Origin of the sequence: Lysinibacillus sp. NPDC093216 (assembly GCF_050280325.1) — a bacterium.
Lineage (GTDB): Bacteria > Bacillota > Bacilli > Bacillales_A > Planococcaceae > Lysinibacillus.
On the sequence record NZ_JBNNVB010000013.1, the window covers coordinates 1 to 21,683 of the forward strand.

General features: G+C 38.2%; 21 protein-coding genes. 5 read left to right on the plus strand and 16 right to left on the minus strand.

Annotated features, from left to right (window positions below):
• Window positions 1-359 precede the first annotated feature (359 nt).
• A complete protein-coding gene (locus ACQKOG_RS14930) occupies window positions 360-1,253 on the minus strand; it encodes a nucleotidyltransferase-like protein (protein WP_370079363.1) in 894 nt (297 codons plus the stop codon).
• A 209-nt stretch (window positions 1,254-1,462) separates the two neighbouring features.
• Here ACQKOG_RS14930 and ACQKOG_RS14935 point away from each other — a divergent pair, with 209 nt between their 5' ends.
• Window positions 1,463-1,813 carry a YgzB family protein gene (locus ACQKOG_RS14935; RefSeq protein ID WP_132363284.1) on the plus strand — a complete coding sequence of 117 codons (351 nt, stop codon included), beginning with the start codon at window positions 1,463-1,465 and terminating at the stop codon, window positions 1,811-1,813.
• 24 nt (window positions 1,814-1,837) lie between these two features.
• On the opposite strand, the gene perR is transcribed toward ACQKOG_RS14935, so the two are convergent.
• The 3 genes from perR to bcp form a co-directional block, all read right to left on the minus strand.
• Window positions 1,838-2,281, minus strand: a complete 444-nt coding sequence (perR, locus tag ACQKOG_RS14940) for a peroxide-responsive transcriptional repressor PerR (protein ID WP_049668868.1) — start codon at window positions 2,279-2,281, stop codon at window positions 1,838-1,840.
• 228 nt (window positions 2,282-2,509) lie between these two features.
• Window positions 2,510-3,454: a D-2-hydroxyacid dehydrogenase gene (locus tag ACQKOG_RS14945; protein ID WP_402871452.1), complete on the minus strand. Its 945-nt coding sequence runs from the start codon at window positions 3,452-3,454 to the stop codon at window positions 2,510-2,512.
• Window positions 3,451-3,927, minus strand: coding sequence for a thioredoxin-dependent thiol peroxidase (gene bcp / locus ACQKOG_RS14950; protein WP_402871449.1), 477 nt, complete (start codon window positions 3,925-3,927; stop codon window positions 3,451-3,453). The genes ACQKOG_RS14945 and bcp overlap by 4 nt, the downstream gene beginning before the upstream one ends.
• 131 nt (window positions 3,928-4,058) lie before the next feature.
• Here bcp and ACQKOG_RS14955 point away from each other — a divergent pair, with 131 nt between their 5' ends.
• Window positions 4,059-5,345 (plus strand): glutamate-1-semialdehyde 2,1-aminomutase, encoded by a 1,287-nt coding sequence (locus ACQKOG_RS14955; RefSeq protein ID WP_402871446.1) that lies wholly within the window; start codon window positions 4,059-4,061, stop codon window positions 5,343-5,345.
• Between the two features lie 291 nt (window positions 5,346-5,636).
• Window positions 5,637-6,725 carry an FUSC family protein gene (locus ACQKOG_RS14960; RefSeq protein ID WP_370079355.1) on the plus strand — a complete coding sequence of 363 codons (1,089 nt, stop codon included), beginning with the start codon at window positions 5,637-5,639 and terminating at the stop codon, window positions 6,723-6,725.
• A 107-nt stretch (window positions 6,726-6,832) separates the two neighbouring features.
• Here ACQKOG_RS14960 and nikC read toward each other — a convergent pair whose 3' ends face one another.
• From nikC to mutY, 9 genes are all read right to left on the minus strand, one after another.
• On the minus strand, window positions 6,833-7,723 hold the full coding sequence (nikC, locus tag ACQKOG_RS14965) for a nickel transporter permease (RefSeq protein WP_370079353.1): 891 nt from the start codon (window positions 7,721-7,723) through the stop codon (window positions 6,833-6,835).
• Window positions 7,724-7,738: 15 nt separating this feature from the next.
• Window positions 7,739-8,743, minus strand: coding sequence for an ABC transporter permease (locus ACQKOG_RS14970; protein WP_370079351.1), 1,005 nt, complete (start codon window positions 8,741-8,743; stop codon window positions 7,739-7,741).
• 282 nt (window positions 8,744-9,025) lie between these two features.
• A complete protein-coding gene (locus ACQKOG_RS14975; RefSeq protein ID WP_415732300.1) occupies window positions 9,026-10,642 on the minus strand; it encodes an ABC transporter substrate-binding protein in 1,617 nt (538 codons plus the stop codon).
• Between the two features lie 21 nt (window positions 10,643-10,663).
• Entirely contained in the window at window positions 10,664-11,653 is a 990-nt protein-coding gene (locus tag ACQKOG_RS14980; RefSeq protein ID WP_370079347.1) for an ABC transporter ATP-binding protein, read from the minus strand.
• Window positions 11,628-12,641 carry an ABC transporter ATP-binding protein gene (locus tag ACQKOG_RS14985; protein ID WP_370079345.1) on the minus strand — a complete coding sequence of 338 codons (1,014 nt, stop codon included), beginning with the start codon at window positions 12,639-12,641 and terminating at the stop codon, window positions 11,628-11,630. Before ACQKOG_RS14985 ends, ACQKOG_RS14980 begins: the two co-directional genes overlap by 26 nt.
• A 658-nt stretch (window positions 12,642-13,299) precedes the next feature.
• Window positions 13,300-15,045, minus strand: coding sequence for an ABC transporter ATP-binding protein (locus tag ACQKOG_RS14990; protein ID WP_370079343.1), 1,746 nt, complete (start codon window positions 15,043-15,045; stop codon window positions 13,300-13,302).
• A 201-nt stretch (window positions 15,046-15,246) separates the two neighbouring features.
• Window positions 15,247-15,795: a nucleoside tri-diphosphate phosphatase gene (gene ntdP / locus ACQKOG_RS14995; RefSeq protein ID WP_370079341.1), complete on the minus strand. Its 549-nt coding sequence runs from the start codon at window positions 15,793-15,795 to the stop codon at window positions 15,247-15,249.
• A gap of 795 nt (window positions 15,796-16,590) precedes the next feature.
• Window positions 16,591-16,770, minus strand: a complete 180-nt coding sequence (locus ACQKOG_RS15000) for a gamma-type small acid-soluble spore protein (protein WP_402871440.1) — start codon at window positions 16,768-16,770, stop codon at window positions 16,591-16,593.
• An 84-nt stretch (window positions 16,771-16,854) separates the two neighbouring features.
• Window positions 16,855-17,889 (minus strand): A/G-specific adenine glycosylase, encoded by a 1,035-nt coding sequence (gene mutY / locus ACQKOG_RS15005; RefSeq protein WP_370079337.1) that lies wholly within the window; start codon window positions 17,887-17,889, stop codon window positions 16,855-16,857.
• A 209-nt stretch (window positions 17,890-18,098) separates the two neighbouring features.
• Between mutY and ACQKOG_RS15010 the strand changes: the two genes are divergently transcribed.
• Window positions 18,099-19,085, plus strand: a complete 987-nt coding sequence (locus tag ACQKOG_RS15010) for a metal-dependent hydrolase (RefSeq protein ID WP_370079335.1) — start codon at window positions 18,099-18,101, stop codon at window positions 19,083-19,085.
• A gap of 39 nt (window positions 19,086-19,124) precedes the next feature.
• On the opposite strand, the gene ACQKOG_RS15015 is transcribed toward ACQKOG_RS15010, so the two are convergent.
• The 3 genes from ACQKOG_RS15015 to recX are packed head-to-tail and all read right to left on the minus strand — an operon-like array spanning window position 19,125 to window position 20,524.
• Window positions 19,125-19,394, minus strand: a complete 270-nt coding sequence (locus ACQKOG_RS15015; protein ID WP_402871437.1) for a YfhJ family protein — start codon at window positions 19,392-19,394, stop codon at window positions 19,125-19,127.
• Window positions 19,395-19,724 carry a YfhH family protein gene (locus ACQKOG_RS15020; RefSeq protein ID WP_053483069.1) on the minus strand — a complete coding sequence of 110 codons (330 nt, stop codon included), beginning with the start codon at window positions 19,722-19,724 and terminating at the stop codon, window positions 19,395-19,397.
• Window positions 19,721-20,524, minus strand: coding sequence for a recombination regulator RecX (recX, locus tag ACQKOG_RS15025; protein ID WP_427447194.1), 804 nt, complete (start codon window positions 20,522-20,524; stop codon window positions 19,721-19,723). The genes ACQKOG_RS15020 and recX overlap by 4 nt, the downstream gene beginning before the upstream one ends.
• A 300-nt stretch (window positions 20,525-20,824) precedes the next feature.
• On the opposite strand from recX, the gene ACQKOG_RS15030 reads away from it, so the two are divergent.
• Window positions 20,825-21,643: a polysaccharide deacetylase family protein gene (locus tag ACQKOG_RS15030; RefSeq protein ID WP_427447197.1), complete on the plus strand. Its 819-nt coding sequence runs from the start codon at window positions 20,825-20,827 to the stop codon at window positions 21,641-21,643.
• Window positions 21,644-21,683 lie beyond the last annotated feature (40 nt).

A 21,683-nucleotide genomic window follows, 5' to 3' on the forward strand; every position in this document is an offset into this window, starting at 1 on the left:
TCAAACTCTCCATAAAAAGAAATTTGATTAGCTCAAATTGTTTTGCTGGCATCATGTTTGATGTCCAAAATTTTGTTTCGTTCACCAACTCAAGGTTAGCTACTAAAAACTTTATTGATTACGTTTTGCTTGTTCAGTTTTCAAGGTTCATGCTGATGCCGTTGTTTTTCAGCGACTTCTTTATATTAACATTTAACTCATTTCGTGTCAATAACTTTTTTAGAAAGTTTTTTTCGTTCATTGAGTTATTTCGTTATGTCTTAGCGACAATTAATATAATACAATATCAACAAATTAAAAGTCAACAACTTTTTATAAAAAATTATCGAGGTATTTTTCATACCTCGATAACTAGCATACTACAGTCCTTGCTCCATTTCTAGAGCTTCTTTATTTACCTTATAATGACGGTGGAATATCATTTCACTTTTCGCAACGATAGGTTCAATTTGAATATAACCTTTGTCCACTAAATATTCTACAAACACTTCTAAATCTACTGAGTAGTTCATGAGCTCATTATGATCGTGCAATTCCTGAATTGTCCAAGTCTCTTTTGTTTGCATTACTTCTAAAATATGTTGAGCGCCGTCTCGAGTACGTGAATGTATTAAAAACTCGCTTGCTAAAAATAATAGCTCTAAACGTTTTTCTATCGGCTCATTACTTGTAACGAGCTCCTCGTATAATTTATAAATCGCTGGTTCTAATTTTTTCACCTGTGCCCAAACAGTTACTTCAGGGTACAGTCCACTATCAATGATGGATAAACGCCCCAAATGATGTAATGAATCTACTACATGATTATAAGCATCGAGATAGCTACCCTTATCAAAGTATTCTTTCCCTTCTAAGTAACGTCGAATTAACTTTGAAAATTGAATGCCCGTTTTGATTTTACGACCACTAAACGGAAACTCCTGTAATTCAATTTTTAATTTATGAAGAAATTCATTACGATCAAATAATACTCTACCAAAGAAAATCCAATCGACCACTTTTTTATTTGAGCCAATGAGTAGCCATTTTCGTAATATTTTCTCAGTAACTGTATGTAAAGCTACTTTATTTCCTTCATATAAGTAATGTTTCGTAAAGACTGGCTTTTCTGCTTCCTTTACAATAATAAGTAAGACTGTATCAAATGTATCTGTAACATTACTTTTTTCTTCGCGTTTTCCCACTAAAATAACGCCTAACGTATTCGACTGACTTGCCCGTTCCTGATATATCGGACGCAAAACTTGTTCCATGTTCAGTCCCCCTCTATTTGCTTGTTACCTTTTAACCTCATTCAGTGGATGTCACGGATTTTCACCGTACTCAATTACACCAATGCGAAATTGATTTCGTTAAAAATTCGACATACTCTAAAAGTATTCCTTCTTTCCACGTTATCAAAGCTAAAATACTTTGTTCTTATATGTTATAGTAGATTTTAGATTGGGAGGCAAGATGATATATGAAACCTTACAAAAGTAAAATTAATAAAATCCGTTCATTCGCATTAGCACTTATTTTTATCGGCTTTGTAGTTATGTATGGGGGAATCTTCTTTAAAAACTATCCTATTCTAGTATTAATTTTCATGACCCTTGGTGTACTTTGTATTATTGGTAGTACAGTCGTTTATGCATGGATTGGACTGCTCTCAACAAAAGCTGTTCAAGTAGAATGCCCTAATTGCCATAAGCATACAAAAGTATTAGGTCGTGTAGATATGTGTATGTACTGTAATGAACCATTAACATTGGATCCAACTCTAGAAGGAAAAGAGTTCGACCAATCTTATAATAAGACAAAAAAATCCTAGCCCTCATTTAAGAGCTAGGATTTTTTATTGTACTTTTGCAGATACATCTTTACACGATGGACAAGTGCCGTAAATTTCTAAACGATGCGCATGCACATCAAAGCCTGTTACTTGTGATGCAAAATGCTCAATTTCGTCGAGACCAGGATAATGGAAGTCGACTATTTTGCCACAGCATTCACAAATCATATGATAATGATCGTTTGTAACGAAATCAAAGCGACTTGAAGCATCACCAAAAGTTAGTTCTTTTACTAGACCAACTTCACGAAATACGCGAAGGTTATTATAGACGGTCGCTACACTCATATTTGGGAATTTCCCTTCAAGTGCTTTATAAATTTCATCGGCAGTTGGATGTGCCATTGTTTGAATTAAATATTCCAAAATAGCATGACGCTGAGGAGTAATACGAACACCAGTTGTTTTTAACGTGTCAAGTGCATCCTGTAAATGCGTTTCAGACATCGTCATGCACCTCTTCCATAAAGATTATTAATTTATAATTGTTATAATTAGTGTATCGAATTACTCTTACTTCTGTCAACATTCATACACATTTGAGTTTAGCTTCTTTAAGCGCGTGTCCAAACATCCACTGAAATAGAGGAACTCAGTAAGAACGCCACGTCCTGTGGCAAAAGCGCAGCGACAGCTACAATTATGCCGAGGCATGAGTGATTTAGGACTACTGCTTCAATAACCTCTTGATAAATCCATCCTATTTTCTAAATCTGTTTCACCGCGTAACCACTTCTCTAAACTTGGCTTAAAGATTTCTAAGCTACGTTCAACATAGCGAGAAGAGTGACTTGAAATATGCGGAGAGACAATGACATTCGGTAAAGTCCATAAAGGATGATCCTCAGCTAAAGGCTCTTGTTCAAATACATCTAAAACAGCATAACCAATTTCACCTACTTGAATGGCATGCACCAAAACGTTTTCCTCTACTAAGTTTCCACGACCAAAATTCATGAAAATGGCATCATTTTTCATCGCTTTAAAATGCTCTTCTTTTAGTAAATGTGTCGTCTCTTCTGTTTTAGGTAATACAGAAATGACAATATCAGCCTTAGGTAAAGCTTCGATTAATTGGCCAAAGCTCACCATCTCATTCATAGATGCCGCTTCGTTCCCTGAACGGTTGCAGCCAATTGTCACAACACCAAAAGCTTGTAATAAGCGACCTACTTCCGAGCCAATAGCCCCAGGTCCTAAAATAAGCGCTGTACTATCCCGCAACTCGGTTTGTTTCGCTTTTTTGGACCATTCACTTTTCTTCTGCTGTTCATACTTCCAAGGCAGCGCACGCTTAATCGCTAAAATATGGGCAAGCATTGATTCTGCCATTGGTGTTTTATGAATGCCGCGCACATTCGAAACAAATATCCCTCGTTCAATAATGGCTTGAGCTGGCATTTTTTCGATCCCCGCTGAAGCTACAAAAATCCATTTAACCTTTGTCGCATACTGAATATTTTCATCATTTAAATCTTCACCATATGTGACAAGCACATCCGCTTGTTGTAGCTCATCGATTGATAAGCCATTTTCAAAAATAAAATCAACTTGTGGAAATTCTGCTACTAGTGGCTCACGTAAATTCGGTCTTGGTTCAAACGTAAAATAAATTCTCATTGAGTCACCTCCCATTCTGCTAAATATGTATATACTTCTTCAATATGATTTTTTACACGTACTTTACGCCAAGCCTTTATCAAGTTTCCTTCTGTATCAATTAAAAATGTCGAACGTTCTATCCCCATATATTCACGTCCATACATCTTCTTCAGTACCCACACGCCATACGCTTCTGCTACGGCATGATCCTCATCTACTAATAACGAGAATCGCAAACCGTGCTTATCTATAAATTTGGTATGCTTTTTTGCATCGTCAGGACTAACGCCAAGTACAACTGCATTTAATTTACTAAAATCCTCATGCTTATCACGGAAGTCACAAGCTTCCGTCGTACAGCCTGGTGTCATATCTTTAGGATAAAAATATAAAATAACATTTTGTCCTTTGAAATCCGCTAACTTTACTGTTTCTCCTGTTTCATTTATAAGGGAAAAATCAGGTGCTTTTTTACCTTCTATTAAAGCCATATCAATCTCCTCCTCTGTACGCTCTATTTTACTCTAAATAGTAAAACAAATCATATCCCTTAATTTCTTTGGATTTCTTGCACTGATAGGTCTACAATAGATGAAGTATAAAGATTTAGGAGGCAATATATATGAATCACACAAAATCTGAAGCAGTACACGCAGAAGCGCTACAGCATATCGTTGGTGGTGTAAATAGCCCTTCTCGTTCTTATAAAGCAGTTGGCGGAGGTTCACCTGTTGCAATGGCTCGTGGGAAAGGCGCTTATTTTTGGGATGTTGATGGCAACCGTTATATCGACTATCTAGCAGCTTACGGTCCAATCGTTACTGGTCACGGTCACCCACATATCGCAAAGGCTATTACACACGCAGCTGAAAATGGAACTTTGTTTGGGACTCCAACTGAATATGAGGTTACTTTTGCTAAAATGCTAAAAGAAGCAATCCCATCTATGGCTAAAGTACGCTTTAATAACTCTGGTACAGAAGCTGTAATGACAACAATTCGTGTTGCACGTGCTTATACTGGTCGTACAAAAATTATGAAATTCGCTGGTTGCTACCATGGTCACTTTGACTTAGTACTAGTAGCTGCTGGTTCTGGTCCTGCAACATTAGGTACTCCAGACTCAGCTGGTGTTACAACTTCAACAGCAGCGGAAGTAATTACTGTACCATTTAACAACCCTGAAGCATTTACAGAAGCAATGGATAAATGGGGCGATCAAATCGCAGCTATTTTAATAGAGCCTATCGTTGGAAACTTCGGTATTGTAGAGCCTAACCCTGGCTTCCTAGAATTAGTTCATGCCACAGCAAAGGAAAAAGGTGCATTAACTATTTACGATGAAGTTATTACTGCTTTCCGCTTCCACTATGGTAGTGCTCAAACCTTATTAGGCTTAACACCAGACCTAACTGCCCTTGGTAAAGTAATCGGCGGTGGTTTACCTATTGGTGCATACGGCGGTCGTAAAGAAATTATGGATACAGTTGCTCCACTTGGACCTGCCTATCAAGCAGGCACAATGGCAGGAAACCCTGCATCCATGCAAGCTGGTATTGCCTGCCTAGAAGTATTACAAACTCCAGGAATTTATGATGAAATGGACCGTCTTGGAGCCATTTTAGAAGAAGGTATCTTGGCTGCAGCAAAAAAACATGATGTAACAATTACTATTAATCGTCTTAAAGGGGCTCTTACAATTTATTTTACAGATGTGACAGTAGAAAACTATGAGCAGGCTGAAAACTCAGACGGTGAAATCTTTGGTCGCTTCTTTAAATTAATGCTTGCACAAGGCATTAATTTAGCGCCATCAAAATATGAAGCATGGTTCTTAACAACAGAGCATACAGAAGCAGATATTCTTGAAACAATTAAAGCGGTAGATATTGCATTTTCACAATTGTAATTTGTAAATGCAATGGCTAAACGCTTAGTGAGAAGAGCAATATAGAACAGTTTCTATGGTTAACTTTTAAAGACGACTCCCCTGTGAGTCGTCTTTTTTCTGTAAATGACATACAAATCTATGTATTTTATGAGCGCTTCCTTCTATAATGTATAGAAGACATCCGCCGGAGGCTTAGGCCAGTGGATGATTGGGTAAAGTAACTTAAGCAGCATTTAACTGCCCCTATTGAGGTGGGAAACTTCTACTGAAAGAAGTTAAAATTTTAGACAGAAAGGACATCCATTTTCTATGAAATTAGGTGCCCGTGTATTTAAAACTGGTGTCGCCATCGTGTTTGCACTATTTATTGCTGAGCTGTTAGAGCTACCTTCACCTGTTTTTGCAGGAATTGCAGCCATCTTTGCGATTCAGCCATCTATTTATCGCTCCTATCAAACAATCGTTGAGCAAATACAAGCCAATATTATAGGAGCTACCATCGCGGTCATTTTTGGCTTGCTTTTCAGCCACCATGTAGTAGCAATTGGCATTGCCGTCATTGTTGCGATCGGTATCATGTTGAAATTTAAACTTGAAAAATCATTGTCACTAGCACTTGTTACAGTTGTAGCTATTATGGAGTTTCAAGGAGATGATTTTCTTACATTTGGTCTTATTCGCTTTATTACCATATTAGTTGGGGTGCTAGCAGCATTTGTTGTCAATCTGTTCTTCCTACCACCAAAATATGAAGTAAAGCTTTTCCGTAAGATTTACTTTTTACAGGATGATATTATCCGATGGACGCGACTTGCTGTTCGCCAGGCATCTGAGCATACTTCTACAAAAGAAGCATTAAGCAAATTTAAGTCTCGTATGCAACGAGTTGACACATTGTATGATTTTTATAAGGAAGAGCGTAATTACTTTAAAAATAAAAAGTTTGTTAAAGCACGTAAATTAGTTGTTTATCGTCAAATGATTACAACGTCAAAGAAAAGTTTAGAGCTGCTTCATCGTCTTCATAATCATGAAAACGAATTAGCCCAGCTACCGACACAATTTCATTTAATGATTCAAGAGCGACTTGATTTCCTGCTAACTTACCATGAACAGCTACTGCTAAAATATACTGGGAAATTAAAGCCCGAACATTCCGAGTGGAGTAAACATAATGATTATGTTCAGCGTAACGAGTTAATGGAGATATTTATAAAACAAATAACTTATGCGCATGATGAAGGCGATACAGAATTCTCGAGTTATCACTTGCTTTATATTTTATCTCGTATTTTAGATTACGAAGAAAACCTAGAGCATTTAGATACGCTCATCGTGTCGTATCAAACTCATCATGGCCAAGAAATCAATGTGGAATTTGAAGAAGAGTTTATTTAACTTCTTTCAGCAAATGTTTTGGTAGCGAAAGCGCAGCGTCAGCTACAAATGTTTTGGTAGCAAAAGAGCGAAGGGTTGGCATTATATCCACCCTTCGCTCTTTTGTATTAGCTTTTCATTTTCGGGTCAAGCGCATCACGTAGGCCGTCCCCCATTAGATTAAAACCGAGAACCGTAAACATAATAGCTAAACCTGGGAAAATCATCGTCCACGGAGCCTTTAATAAATAGATACGGGAATCCGCAAGCATTTTACCCCATTCTGGCGCTGGTGCTTGAGCTCCTAATCCAAGGAAGCCTAATGCCGCCGCTTCAATTATCGCTGTCGCTATCGCTAGCGTTCCTTGTACGATGATTGGCGTCATTGAGTTTGGCAAAATATGTGAGAATAAAATCCTTGAATCACGCATTCCGATAGCCTTTGCTGCTACAATATATTCCTCTTCTTTAACACTCAATACTTTCGAACGAATTAAGCGCCCAAAATTCGGCACGTTAATAATGGCAATGGCAAGCAATGCATTTTGTAATGATGGTCCTAGTACTGCTACTATTGCAATAGCAAGTAAAATACTAGGGAATGCTAACAGAATATCAAAAATACGCGAGATTATCGTATCAATCCATCTTCCATAATAACCCGCAATAATGCCAAGGAAACTACCTACAATTACAGAAAGAATAACCGAAAAAAAGCCTACCTTCAAAGAAATACTAGCTCCAAGTATAACTCTAGAGAAAATATCCCGTCCAAAGTCATCTGTTCCAAACCAATGCTCACTTGACGGTGCTAATAAACGATTCGAAAGATTTTGTTCATTAATTCCTTCAGGAGCAATCATCGAGCCAAATATAGCAAGTATAATAAAAAATAGTACAATGCCTGCACCTACTAGGGAGATTTTGCTCTTTTTAAAGCTACGCCAGCCTTCTCTCCAAGGACCTGCCGCTCGTTCACGACTTGGTGCTGCTGTTTTTATATCTATCGCTCCAGTCATTATCGCTGCTCCCCTCTATTTGTATTTAATCCGTGGATCTATCACCGTATACAGTAAATCCACAATTAAGTTAATCATGATAAAAATAAATGCAATTACTAAAATACCTGATTGAATAACAGGATAGTCACGGAAGCCAATGGCATCATAAATATAACGACCAATTCCAGGCCAGCTGAAAATCGTCTCTGTTAAAATGGCACCACCTAGCAGTAACCCTGTTTGCAAACCGATTACTGTTAATACCGGGATAACTGCATTTTTCAAGGCATGCTTATAAACAACAATAAACATTTTTTGCCCTTTTGCTCTAGCGGTACGTACATAGTCAGAGCGCATTACTTCAAGCATAGACGACCTAGTCATTCTTGCAATAATCGCCATTGGTATTGTCGCAAGAGCTATACCCGGTAATACTAATCGCTTTAATACTTCAGTAAATTGCTCAAAACGGCCTTGTATTAACGTATCCAGTAAATAAAAATGAGTAATGGCGGTTATTGGATCTCGCACATCTTCTCGCCCAGATGTCGGGAACCAGCCAAGCTGATTACTGAAAGCCCATTGTTCCATTAAGCCAAGCCAGAAAACGGGTATAGACACCCCGATTAAAGCAACTACCATTGCCACATAATCGAACCAAGAATTTTGAAACCATGCAGAAATAATGCCTGCATTTACTCCAACAATCACTGCGATAACCATGGCAAATAGCGCTAGCTCAGCTGTTGCCGCTAAATACGGGAAAATTTCCTCTGATACAGGTAATTTAGTACGTAATGATACTCCTAAATCCCCCTGAAAAATGCCACCTAAATAACTAAAATATTGTGTATACCACGGCTTATTTAATCCTAAACTTGCGTTTAACGCTTCGACCGCTTCTTTCGTTGCCTGCTGTCCTAAAATTACTTGTGCTGGATTACCAGGAATTGCACGAATTAACATGAAAACGATAAAAGTCATTCCAAGCAAAACTGGGATTAATTGAGATAAACGTCTTCCCATATAGTGAAGCATTTTCTTCACCCCTCTGTTATTTTCATAATATACTTTTGTATGAAAAGCATTGAAGTCTTTACACATACTGTAGAAAGGGTCAGCCTTCACCAAACGGTTCCGGACGCAATTATGTCGAGGCATAATTGATCGTTTAGATGATTGGTCTTTCATACAGAAAAAAATACCTCTAGCTTGTAAAAAGAATCCGCTAGATTCCTACGGCTTACCCGCAGAAAGCAAGCAGATTCTTTAAAATAATTCCCTCTTAAATTAAAACCTGTTCAAGATAGCCCTTTAAGCCTACTTCATATCAACTGCTTCTAAACGGTCAGAACCTGTTGGATGTGCAATATAGTTTGTAACTTTAGTGTTAGCAGCTAAAATTGGAGTAGAGTGAGCAATTGGAACCCATGGTGCATCTTTAGAGATAATCTCCTGTGCTTGCTTGTAAAGGGCATTACGCTTGTCCTCATTCATTTCAGTTTGCGCTGCAACTAATAGTTTGTGCACTTCTTGGTTGTCATAGAATGTATAGTTGTTAGAATGAATATTATCTCCGTCTAATAAAGTGTAAAGGAAGTTATCCGCATCTCCGTTATCACCTGTCCAACCAAGTAAGAACGCATCCGCCTCTCCCTTTTCCGCCTTATCTAAATACGTAGCCCATTCAAACGTTACAATCTTAGATTTCATACCAACATCAGCTAAATTCTTCTGAATGGCTTCTGCAATTTTTTTACCGTCAGGCATGTACGGACGTGGCACAGGCATTGCCCATAGCTCGATTTCTTTACCATCATAGCCAGCTTCAGCTAATAACGCTTTTGCTTTTTCTGGATCATATTCATAGCCTTTAGTGTCATCGTTATAGCCTGCAACTAATGGAGGCATTGGATTTTTTGCTGGTTCGCCTAAGCCTTCATAAAATGCATCTACTAATGCTTGCTTATCGATTGCATAATTTACTGCTTGACGAACTTTTACGTTATCGAACGGTGGACGTGTTACAGTTAATCCAAGGTAACCAACATTCATAGATGGACGTTCGATTAATTGTAAATCTGCATTTGATTCGATGGAAGCTTTATCAGATGGACTTAAGCCATCAACTACATCAACATCACCGTTAGTTAATTCATTGAATCGTGTGGAGTTTTCTGGAATAGAACGGAAAATAACTTTATCTAATTTCGGCAAATCTGCAATACGGTAATCTGGGTTTTTCTCAATTGTGATGGAATCATTTCGTTTCCACTCTACAAATTTAAATGGACCAGTACCTACTGGATGATCTTTAAGTGCCTCATCATCTTTTTCAAATGCTGTTGGTGAAGCAATAGCAAATGGAGACATCGCTAAATTTTTCAAGAATGGTGCTTGTAGCTGAGATAATTTAAAGATAACTTTATAATCACCATCAGCAGTAATCGACTCAATTACTTGCTTTCCACCTACTGTAAATTGAGAGGCGTAATATGGGAATTTTTCAGCACCACCAGCTTTCCAGCGCTCAAAATTTTTCACGACTGCTTCAGCATTAAAATCAGTACCGTCATGGAACTTAACCCCTTCTTCAAGTTGCATCGTATACGTTAATCCATCTTCTGAAGGTTCCCAAGATTTTGCTAGCCCTGGCTGCAATGTTACATCTCGCTCTCCAAAGTTAATTAGAGTCTCATAGAGGTTAACCGTAACTTTGAACGATTCACCTTCTGTTACTGTCGCTGGATCGAGAGCAGTGGAATCTGTTCCACGACCATATACTAATGTTTTTGGTCCACCGCTAGCTTTATCGCCACCACTTGAAGTATCTTTACTACCCGCATCCTTAGTATCTGAGCCACCACAAGCAGCTAAGATTGTCGAAAGAACAAGGATAAGCATTACACCCAAAGTCCAAAGCTTCTTTTTCTTCATTGAATTTCCCCCTAAATTTTTTTATATCATTGAATGTTGGATCGCATCATATAGATGGCAAGCAACATAATGACCCGGTTTCACTTCTTGCATTTTTGGAACTACTTGAGAGCATTCTTCTTTTTTAAATGGACATCTTGTATGGAAAGTGCACCCGCTTGGCGGATTCGAAGCACTTGGAATATCTCCAGAAATAATGAGCTGTTCACGTTCAAACGTAGGATCTGGAACAGGTACCGAGGATAGCAGTGCCTGAGTATATGGGTGAAGTGGCTCAGCATATAAATCCTCACTTGCTGTCAGCTCCACTAATTTCCCCAAATACATTACGCCTACACGATTGCTAATATGGCGTACAACTCCTAAATCGTGGGAAATAAAAATATAAGTTAGCTTTAAGTCCTTTTGTAAGTTTTGCAATAAATTCAATACTTGCGCCTGTATTGACACATCGAGTGCAGAGACAGGCTCGTCCGCAATAATTAAACGTGGATTCGTCATCAGAGCACGGGCAATGCCGATACGCTGTCTTTGACCACCACTAAATTGATGTGGATAACGTTTCACATGATATTCATTTAACCCAACAATTTCGAGAAGCTCTAATACCTTCTGTTTCCGTTCCTTTGAATTACCCATTCCATGAACAATAAGAGGCTCCTCTAATATTTTCCCAATGTTATGCCTAGGATTAAGAGAGGCATAAGGATCTTGGAAAATCATTTGAATATCTCTACGGGCTTTGCGCATTTCATTGTTCGATAATTCAGAAATCATTTTACCTGCAAATTCAATCTCGCCCTCTGTTGGCTCAAGCAATCGCATTAAAAGTCGACCAGTCGTTGATTTACCACATCCGGACTCACCTACAATGCCTAATGTTTCTCCTTCAAAAACTTCAAAGGAAACATCATCCACTGCCTTTACGTCTCCAACCTGTGTATTCAAAGCACCCTTCCGAATGGGGAAATATTTTTTCAAACCATCAACTTTCAACAACACTTTCGACATGTTGCTCCACCTCCTGTTTCTCTAGTAAAAAACATCTCGATTTATGCCGCTCTGTTGCTTCATATAAAGGTGGTGTTTCTTGTACACAACGGTCCATCGCAAATTCGCAACGCGCTGCAAAACGACAGCCTTCCTGAATACTTCCAGGCTTAGGTACACTACCTGGTATAGAGTATAGATTGTCCTTTTTATAACGCATATCCGGTACAGATTTAATAAGCCCTTGTGTATAAGGATGCTTTGGATTAACGAATATCTCCTGAATAGGTGCCTCCTCTACAATCTGACCTGCATACATCACAATAACTCGCTCGCATGTTTCTGCTACAACGCCTAAATCATGTGTAATTAATAATACAGCTGTATTTAAACGTTTATTTAAATCTTTCATAAGCTGCAAGATTTGAGCTTGAATCGTAACATCTAATGCAGTAGTCGGCTCATCAGCAATCAATACCTTCGGATCACAGACAAGTGCCATCGCAATCATGACCCGTTGTCGCATCCCTCCCGATAGTTGATGTGGGTAATCTTTTAATAATTCCTCAGCTCGTGGTAAACCTACTAGTTTCATAATTTCAATTGCCCTTGCAAATGCTTCTTTTTTCGACCATTTTGGATTATGAATTCGAATCGCTTCTTTTAGCTGATCCCCAATTGTAAACAAAGGATTTAAGGATGTCATAGGCTCCTGAAAAATCATTGCCACATCTTTCCCACGAATTTTCTGCATTTGTTTATCAGATAATGTTACGAGGTTTTTGCCATCTAATACTATTTCACCACCTGTTATTTTTCCAGGTGGCGATGGTATTAATCCCATAATGGACAGTGATGTGACACTTTTTCCACTTCCCGACTCCCCTACAATCCCTAATATTTCTCCCTCATGAACAGAAAAATCGATATCATCTACGGCAGGAATTTGTCCATCATCTGTAAAAAAGGTTGTCTTTAAACCTTTTATTTCTAGCAGCTTTTTTCTCATGATCAATCGCCCCATCCTACCCATATTTTCACTTAATTACATTCACTATCACTCAATTCCCTATTTTCAGATAATTCTAACCAAAAACTACTGCTCTTTCAATCATTATTATTCTGCAATTAACATAGATTTTCTACATCGTTCGAGTTCTATATTAATATTGTCTTATTAATCGATAATATTTTAACAATATAACAAAAAAATAGCCTTCTGTTTATGTTTAAACGGAAAGCTATTTTTAGATTATTGACTCATTACCAAAATACGGATATTACTTTTATTAGTTGATTGGAGTGAGCTGGGCGACTCCTTGGGGATCAGCGTCACAGATGAGACCCTGCAGCGAGCTCATAGGGGAACGATGGCTAAAAGCATATCACGTCCTGTGATAACGCCTTCGTGACCAACATCCTGTTGGCCCGAGACCCTGCAGCGAGCAACGCGAGTGAAGCGGCTCATCGGACGCCCCCAGGAAGCTCTGCTCTGCGCGAAAGCGAAGCGTCAGCGGCAAATGTTTTATCTGTGCGAAAGCGAAGCGACAGCAACAATTGTTTTCTGTAGCGAAAGCAAAGCGTCAGCTACAAAGCGCCCAGCTGGAACGGAAATCAACCCCACGTTATGATGGTAAGCCAGATTTTTTCTATTATAGCATGGTGTATCAATCTAAATGTTGCACCTGGAATAAATTGAAGTAAGTCCCCTCTTTTTGCATTAATTGCTCATGAGTACCACTTTCAATTAATTGTCCATGATCTATAACAATAATTTTATCTGCATGTGTAATTGTAGAAAGTCGGTGAGCAATTATAATGGTCGTGCGTTCATGTGCAAGTACATCCAATGATTCTTGAATAAGTGCCTCACTTTCTAAATCTAAAGCAGAGGTTGCTTCATCCAATATTAAAATAGGAGGATTTTTTAAAAATACACGAGCGATTGCTACTCGCTGCTTTTGCCCACCTGATAACTTCACACCGCGCTCCCCGACCTTTGTGTCATAGCCATTTGGTAAACTCATAATAAAATCATGGGCATTTGCCGCTCTTGCAGCAGCAATAACCTCTTCATCAGAAGCTTCTGGCTTACCCATTAAAATATTCTCTTTTACCGAATCACTGAACAAAATATTATCCTGTAACACTATTCCAATTTGTGAACGTAAAGAATGTAATGATATATCACGTACATCATATTCATCAATAGTCACTGCGCCACTCGTTGTATCATAAAAGCGAGGAATTAAACTTATGATCGTTGATTTTCCTCCACCGCTCATTCCTACAAATGCTACTGTCTCTCCAGGGTTAATCGTGAAATTGATGTTGTTTAAAATTTGTGAGCCCTCTTCTTCATATTGAAAGTTCACATTGTCAAAGCGGACTTCACCCTTTACTCGTGGTAGCTCTAAGGCATTTGCCTTGTTTTTTATTTCATAAGGTTCATCTATTAATTCAAACATTCGATCCATTGATGCAAATGATTGTGTTAACATCGTTGATGAACTTACAAGACGACGAAGTGGACCATAAAGTCGTTCGATATAGGCGATAAAGGCTACCATTGTCCCAACTGAAAGTGGACCATTAATAACCTGATAACCTGCATAAGCAATGACTAGGAGAGGTGCTACATCCGTGATGGTATTCACCACCGCAAAGGATTTAGCATTCCATTTTGTATGGTCTAGTGCCTTTTCTAAAAATTCACCATTTGCTTCATCAAATAATTTTTGCTCATGCTTTTCTAGCGTGAAGCTTTTAATAATGCTCATTCCAGCTACACGTTCATGCAAATAACTTTGCACACCCGCAAGCGCTTGTGATCGTTTACGTGTTAAAGATCGAAGTTTACCAAAGAAGTACTTCACACTAAATCCATAGAATGGGAACGCAACTAATGCTACTAGCGTAAGCTTAACATCCATGGCAAGCATAATACCGATAGCAATAACAATTGTTGCAAGGTCAAGCCAAACGTTCATCAAGCCTGTCATGATAAAGTTTTTTGTTTGTTCCACATCATTAATCACTCTTGAAATAACATCGCCAGCTCTTGTATTCGCATAGTATCTTAAACTTAGTCGCTGTAAATGTGCATATATTTGTTTTCGAATATCGAAAAGCACTTTGTTGCTGACATGCTGTGCATAATATTGACGGTAATACTCGATCGGTGGTCGAATAATAAAGAATACAATGATCGTACCACCTAACCAATAAAACAGTTCTTTTGTCTTCTCTGCATCCGTTAGATGATCTGCAGCGATAATATCATCTAACACAATTTTTATGAGCAATGGGATAAATAACGGAATCGCAAATTTCACAATACCAATTAAAATTGTTAAAATAATTTCCCATGTATATGGTTTTACAAATTTCATATAACGCTTTATACTACCCAATTTTTTATCACATCCTTATTTTAAAAGCCTCGCTCTTATGTAATACATAAAAAGAAACAGACATCCACAAACTGAATGCCCAAACGTATTATAGCAATATTTTGTTTTAAGTACATTTAATTTAGCTTTATCACTAACTATTTTACAATTCGATTGTTGAAGACATAAAAAAACACCCATTAGTAAAACTAATAGGTGCAACTAACAATCATCTGCTTGCATATCGAGCTGAAACTTATAACGGCTCGTCCAGGCATCGATGAAATCAGGTGCAAAGGGTCCTCTTTTTTGTTGAATCCAGCTAATTAATTTATCGACATTGCGCTTTAAAATTTTATCTATGACATCTGGATAAGACATTTCCTTACGATGTAGCTCATATTCATCCTCATCTAAGAGTGAATAAGACAGATCAGGGAAAACTTTAATATCTAAATCATAGTCAATATATTTAATGGCATTATTATCGAAAACAAATGGTGAGCTTAGATTACAATAATAATACACACCGTCCTCACGTAGCATGCAAATGATATTAAACCAGTGCTCCGCATGGAAATAACAAATAGAAGGCTCTCTCGTTAGCCAAGTACGACCATCGGATTCTGTCACAAGTGTCCGTTCATTCGCACCGATAATGATATTTTTCGTTCCTTTTAAAACCGTTGTTTCTTGCCAAACACGGTGGATACGGCCATTGTGCTTATAACTATGTATTTGTATCGTTTCTCCTTCTACCGGTATTGCCATTTTTGAAGCCCACCTTTTCGTCTATGCTACCTAAATCTAGCAGTCTCTAGTATATTATAGCAATGTGTACGCGAAAGGTGTAGTTAGAAAACCACAAATTTCCCTGCGCTCTTTTAAATCTGTACAAAATTTCGTTAATTTGAAGCGGATTTTATCATAACAACAACCCAATTGGAATTTTTTCGCTTTACTTATATATCAAATCGGATTTTTTTCTGAATTAGAGCCGTTCTTCCTCGCATCCGATCGCGATTTTTTGGGCTACCTGATCAGTTCTTCGTTCTCCTGAGCAGTTTCCTCAGCTACCCGATCAGTTCTTCTTTCTACCTGAGCAATTTCCTCAGCTACCCGATCAGTTCTCTGGCCTACCTGAGCAGTTTCCTCGCCTACCCGATCAGTTCTTCTTTCTACCTGAGCAGTTTCCTTGGCTACCCGATCAGTTCTTCTTTCTACCTGAGCAGTTTCCTTGGCTACCCGATCAGTTCTTCGCTCTACCTGAGCAGTTTCCTTGGCTACCCGAGCAATTCTCCGGCCTACCTGAGCAGTTTCCTCAGCTACCCGATCAGTTCTTCTTTCTACCTGAGCGGTTTCCTTGCCTACCCGATCAGTTCTTCTTTCTACCTGAGCGGTTTCCTTGCCTACCCGATCAGTTCTTCTTTCTACCTGATCGGTTTCCTTGCCTACCCGAGCAATTTTCTCATCTTGCTATATAAAAAATAAAAAGGAGCTGCTTTTTAATCTTTTCGATTTTAGACAGCTCCTTAGAGGTAAATGCAATTATGCAATTACAAAGTGTTATTCACCAAGATCTTGGTTAGTTTTATTGAAGTTACCTGAAGCTTGAGTTTTATTTTGCTCCGCTTTAGCATTTTGCTTTTGCACTTCATTAACGTCTGTTTCATAACCAAATTCTTGACTTTGACGTTGCATGTTTTTATTCGGTTGTAAATTTTGGTTGTTGTTTTGCTTTTTCATTATTCATTCACCTCCACGCTCATTATTGTGTACCGAGGTGAATGATTTTATGCTCATAAATTTTTATAAATTTTATTTTCTTGATTAATCCTTAATTTCTTGCCAAATTTTCAGCATTGGAACGGGCATTGGTAATAATTCTATTTGTTCTCGAGTCAGCCATTCGCCCTTTACTGCTGAATTGCATTTCATAAAATAGCTATTTATATGCCATGTTAAATGTGAAAAAACATGTTTAAATGTTAACAAATCCTGTTGCGATTGAACATTCATAGCATAATCTTTAATAAAAATATCTATTGAATCTTTACCGTGCTCAAGCATTGGAAACTGCCATAGGTTAGCTAGTAAACCTTCTGCAGGACGCTGCTCCAATAAAATTCGACCTTTGTCATCTTGGCATACAAGCACATCGTATGTGATATGCTTCATCTTTACTTTTTTAGATTTGATAGGTAATTTTTCAGGCTCACCTTCATTAAAAGCCGTACAGTATTCGCGAACTGGACACAATAAACACTTTGGTGAAGTTGGCGTACAAATAAGTGCACCCAGCTCCATTAAGCCTTGATTGAAGGACGATGCATTTTTAGGATCTATCAATTCTTCAACAGCCGCTTCAAAAATCTTTTTAGTCTTTGGAGCTGCAATATCATCATCAATATTAAGCACACGACTTAAAACGCGCATAACATTGCCATCAACCGCATGTTCGGGCTTATTATAGGCAATACTTAAAATAGCTCCAGCAGTATATGGGCCTACGCCTTTTAATGTTGAAATCTCGTGGCGATTATCGGGTACTATCCCACCGTAGTTTTCTAATACCTCACGAACACCTGCCTGTAAATTACGAGCACGGGAATAATAGCCGAGGCCTTCCCAATGCTTTAATAAGTATTCTTGTGGAGCTTCCGCGAGTAATTCTAACGTTGGAAAACTTTCCATGAAACGATTGTAATAAGGAATAACTGTGTCGACACGTGTTTGCTGTAGCATCACTTCCGATACCCAGATTTTATAAGGATCCGTAGTATGTCTCCAAGGCAAATCACGTTTCTCAACATTAAACCATGCGACTAAAGATTGTCGAAATTTTGTTACATATGGATAATTCACAGTGACCTCCTGCGTCTTTACGATTTTATTTATGATAAAAAGAGTATACAATTAAGAAAAGACCATTGTCAGAAACGACAAAAAACGTCAAAATTTTTCCAGCTTTAAAACGACTGTCTTAATAAAGTAAATATCAGGTATTACGGATTATTGAAATATACATGTATGCAATTGTACTCTTTTTTGTTGCATACAAGGAGTGGATATTTTTGGATTCAGGCACACATTTCGTTATGGGTATTGCCCTCGGCGGTCTTGCATTAGTCGACCCCGTTGTAGCAGATCATTCAATGACCTTTACCGCAGTAATGGCAGGTACGATCATTGGCTCACAGTCACCTGATGTCGATACAGTGTTAAAACTACGCAACAACGCCGTTTATATTCGACATCATCGAGGAATTACACATTCACTACCAGCAGTAGCTCTTTGGCCCATCTTAATTACAGCGGTTTTAGCACTTATTATTCAAGACGCAAATGTGTTTCATTTATGGCTTTGGACATTTTTCGCAGTAGCACTTCACGTCTTTGTTGATATTTTCAATGCTTATGGTACACAAGCGCTTCGACCATTCTCTAGAAGATGGGTGGCACTTGGTGTCATTAATACATTTGATCCTATTATTTTTACGCTACATTGCCTTGGCATTTTACTTTGGGCATTTGGTGCAAATCCAGTTTGGACATTTAGTATCATGTATCTCATTATTATCGTTTACTACATTTTACGCTTTGCAGTCCAAAAGGCTGTAAAGAACGCTGTGCATAATACCATACAGGATGAAGAGTATGTCATAGTAGCCCCTACAATGCGATTCTTGCACTGGCGAATTGCAGCAAAATCCAAAACGCATTATTACGTTGGGCGCGCTTATGGGCGAACTGTGAATATTTACGATAAATTCGAAATAAAACCTTTACCGAAAACGCCTATTATCGAAATAGCATTGAAAGATCGCAATCTCGCTGCTTTCGTGTCATTCTCACCATTGTATCGTTGGGAAATTTCAGAACTCGATAATGGCTTAACAGAAGTAAGATTAATTGATCTGCGTTACCGTAGTGATAATCGCTATCCGTTCGTTGCTGTCGCTCATTTAAACGATGACAATGAGATTATCACTTCATACACAGGCTGGATTTTCACCGAAGATAAACTTCAGAAAAAATTACAGGTTGGCGCAAGTAATTAAACATCAGCAAACCCTGACCAAATATTGGTCAGGGTTTTGTTATTGCACCATATCATCACTAGCATCAAGTAAATGTGCGTATTTGGGATTACGTCCTGCAAATGCATGCAGTTTATCACCGTAGCTGGTAATTAATTGACGCACTAAATTTTCAGTGTAATCAGCACCACGATAGGAGTAGCCAGCTTTTGCAGAAGTCGATTCAAAATCACTCCATAAAAGCTCAATCCATACTCGTGCACGTCCTACTGACATTTGCGGGTTTTTTGCAAGTAATTCAGCAGTTAGTTTTTCAATTTTTTCATCCATTTATTTGCCCACCTTTACAGGAGATAGCATGGATACAGGTAAAGCCTCTTGGTATTTTTCGCCCCCTAAGCGATGTCCCCAAGCAAAGCGTCCTTTCAAATAATCCACTTGGAAAAATTCATTTTCAGAGCCGTCAATACGATACATTTCTCCAGGAATTATTGTATCTAAATCCACTAAATAAGCAGCCGCCATTAAAGCCTTACGCTCATATACTGCGAATTCATTGATGATCCCTAGCTGCTCCGCCTTACGTGCCTTTTCCTTTATCATAGCTATTTCCTCACGTAATTCGTGCTCTGACATCGCAGCATAATTTTTTTCGTTCATTCCTCATTCTCCTTCTCTTCTATAAAACGATCTATAACCTCTATAGGAAACCCCTTTTGATAGAGCGCCTGCTTTATTTTCATTTTCAATTCATAACCAGTATACTTCGATGAATACTTTTTCCAAACTTTTTCGCCTTGTCCAGCAAGTAGCTGTTGCCATTCATCTTCATCTTGTTCAATCTCTATTTGACTTAGCACATCATCTACAACACTAAAAGAATAACCTTTTCGCATTAAAAAATCTTGAATTTTAGCTTTTATTTGTGTTGGTGTTTTCTTTTTTTCCGATCGAATGACCTTCTCAGCCAATTGTGTTGCAAGCTTCACCTGTTCCGCATGACTGTACGTAGCAAGTACCTCATCCTGTAAGCTTTTATCAATTCCTTTTTTTATAAGGTCTTGTCTAATTGCCTTGGGCCCCTTTTTCATCGTAGCTTTTTTCGTATTAAGTAATGCCTTGGAGTAAGTTTCATCATTTAAAAAGCTGTATGATTTAAGCTTTTGTATAGCCTCTAAAATAACAGCTTCCCCAAATTCTAACGTGAGAAGCTTTTTCTTTACTTCATGCTCGCTACGCATTTGATAAGATAAAAAATTTAACCCTTTATTAAAAGCTTTTCGAATCTCATCTTCATAGGCAATTTCTTGAATATCAAATTCCTCAAGCACTTTTCCCTTCGTTAATCCAAATTGAATGAGAATTGCCTCATCTACAGGAAAAGCGTATTCTTCGTTCAAATATATATTATAACGTTCTGGATTGTTTTTTTGACGTGCAATTTTCGTAATAATACGCATTAGTAACACCTCACCATTTACCATTATAACATTTTTCGCGGGTATTGCTTTTTTCCCGTAGGCATATTCTATGTTCGTGGGTGTTCACTTCTCTTCCGCGAGTATTTTCCCGTTTCGCGCGGGTATTATTAAAGAGAGAGCAAAACATTTATATGAATGAAAGGTCCATGTACTACCTACTTTTTTAGAAAAACATCATCATCATTTTGTATTTAAATTCCCTAATTTAAAAGAAGCACTTCAACTAGGATAATTTTTTAAAAAACACGCATTCTAATGAAAAAGAAAGGATGCGTTTTTATGTGGAAACAGCATATAGTAGGAGCGGTCATCGCTACTTTTATTATTGCCGCGGCAATTAGCTTTAATCCATATTCGGCTGCTAGCTCTGATGAATACCATTGGGGATTAAAGCGAGCGAAAAACGGTGAACCAGCTGAGGCTGGGGCACAGCTTGATCAGCTACTTGAGAAGTATGGTGCAATTTATAAAGGTAAGCCAGATAAAAAAGTTGCTTATTTAACCTTTGATAACGGATATGAAAATGGATTCACGGAAAGCATTTTGGATACATTGAAGAAGGAAAACGCACCAGCTACCTTCTTTTTAACTGGTCATTATTTAGAAAGTGCCCCTGATTTAGTAAAACGCATGGTTAAAGATGGACATACTATCGGCAACCATTCATGGGGGCACCCAAATATGGCGAGGCTTACGCCAGATGGTATGCGTAGTGAATGGAAGAAACTCGATGATAAGTTACGTGAATTGACGAGTATTGAACGTACAACATACGCTCGTCCACCTGAAGGTATATTTAACGCAAAATTATTAGAGGTCGGAAATGCTGAAGGCTACCGTCATATTTTCTGGTCCGTTGCCTTTAAGGATTGGGAAAGGGATGTACGTCGTGGCGCAGATTATGCGTATAATGCATTAATGGAACAGCTTCACCCTGGTGCCGTAATATTAATGCATACTGTTGCACAGGATAACGCTGAAGCTCTCCCAAGGTTTATTGCCGAAGCGAAAAAACAAGGCTATACATTTTTATCCCTTGACGATTTAGTTTTAGAACATGAAGATCTTCCCGTCGCTTTGCAATCGTCTACTCCTTAGTTATAATGGGGAGATGATATTAAAAGAACAGGGACGTGGA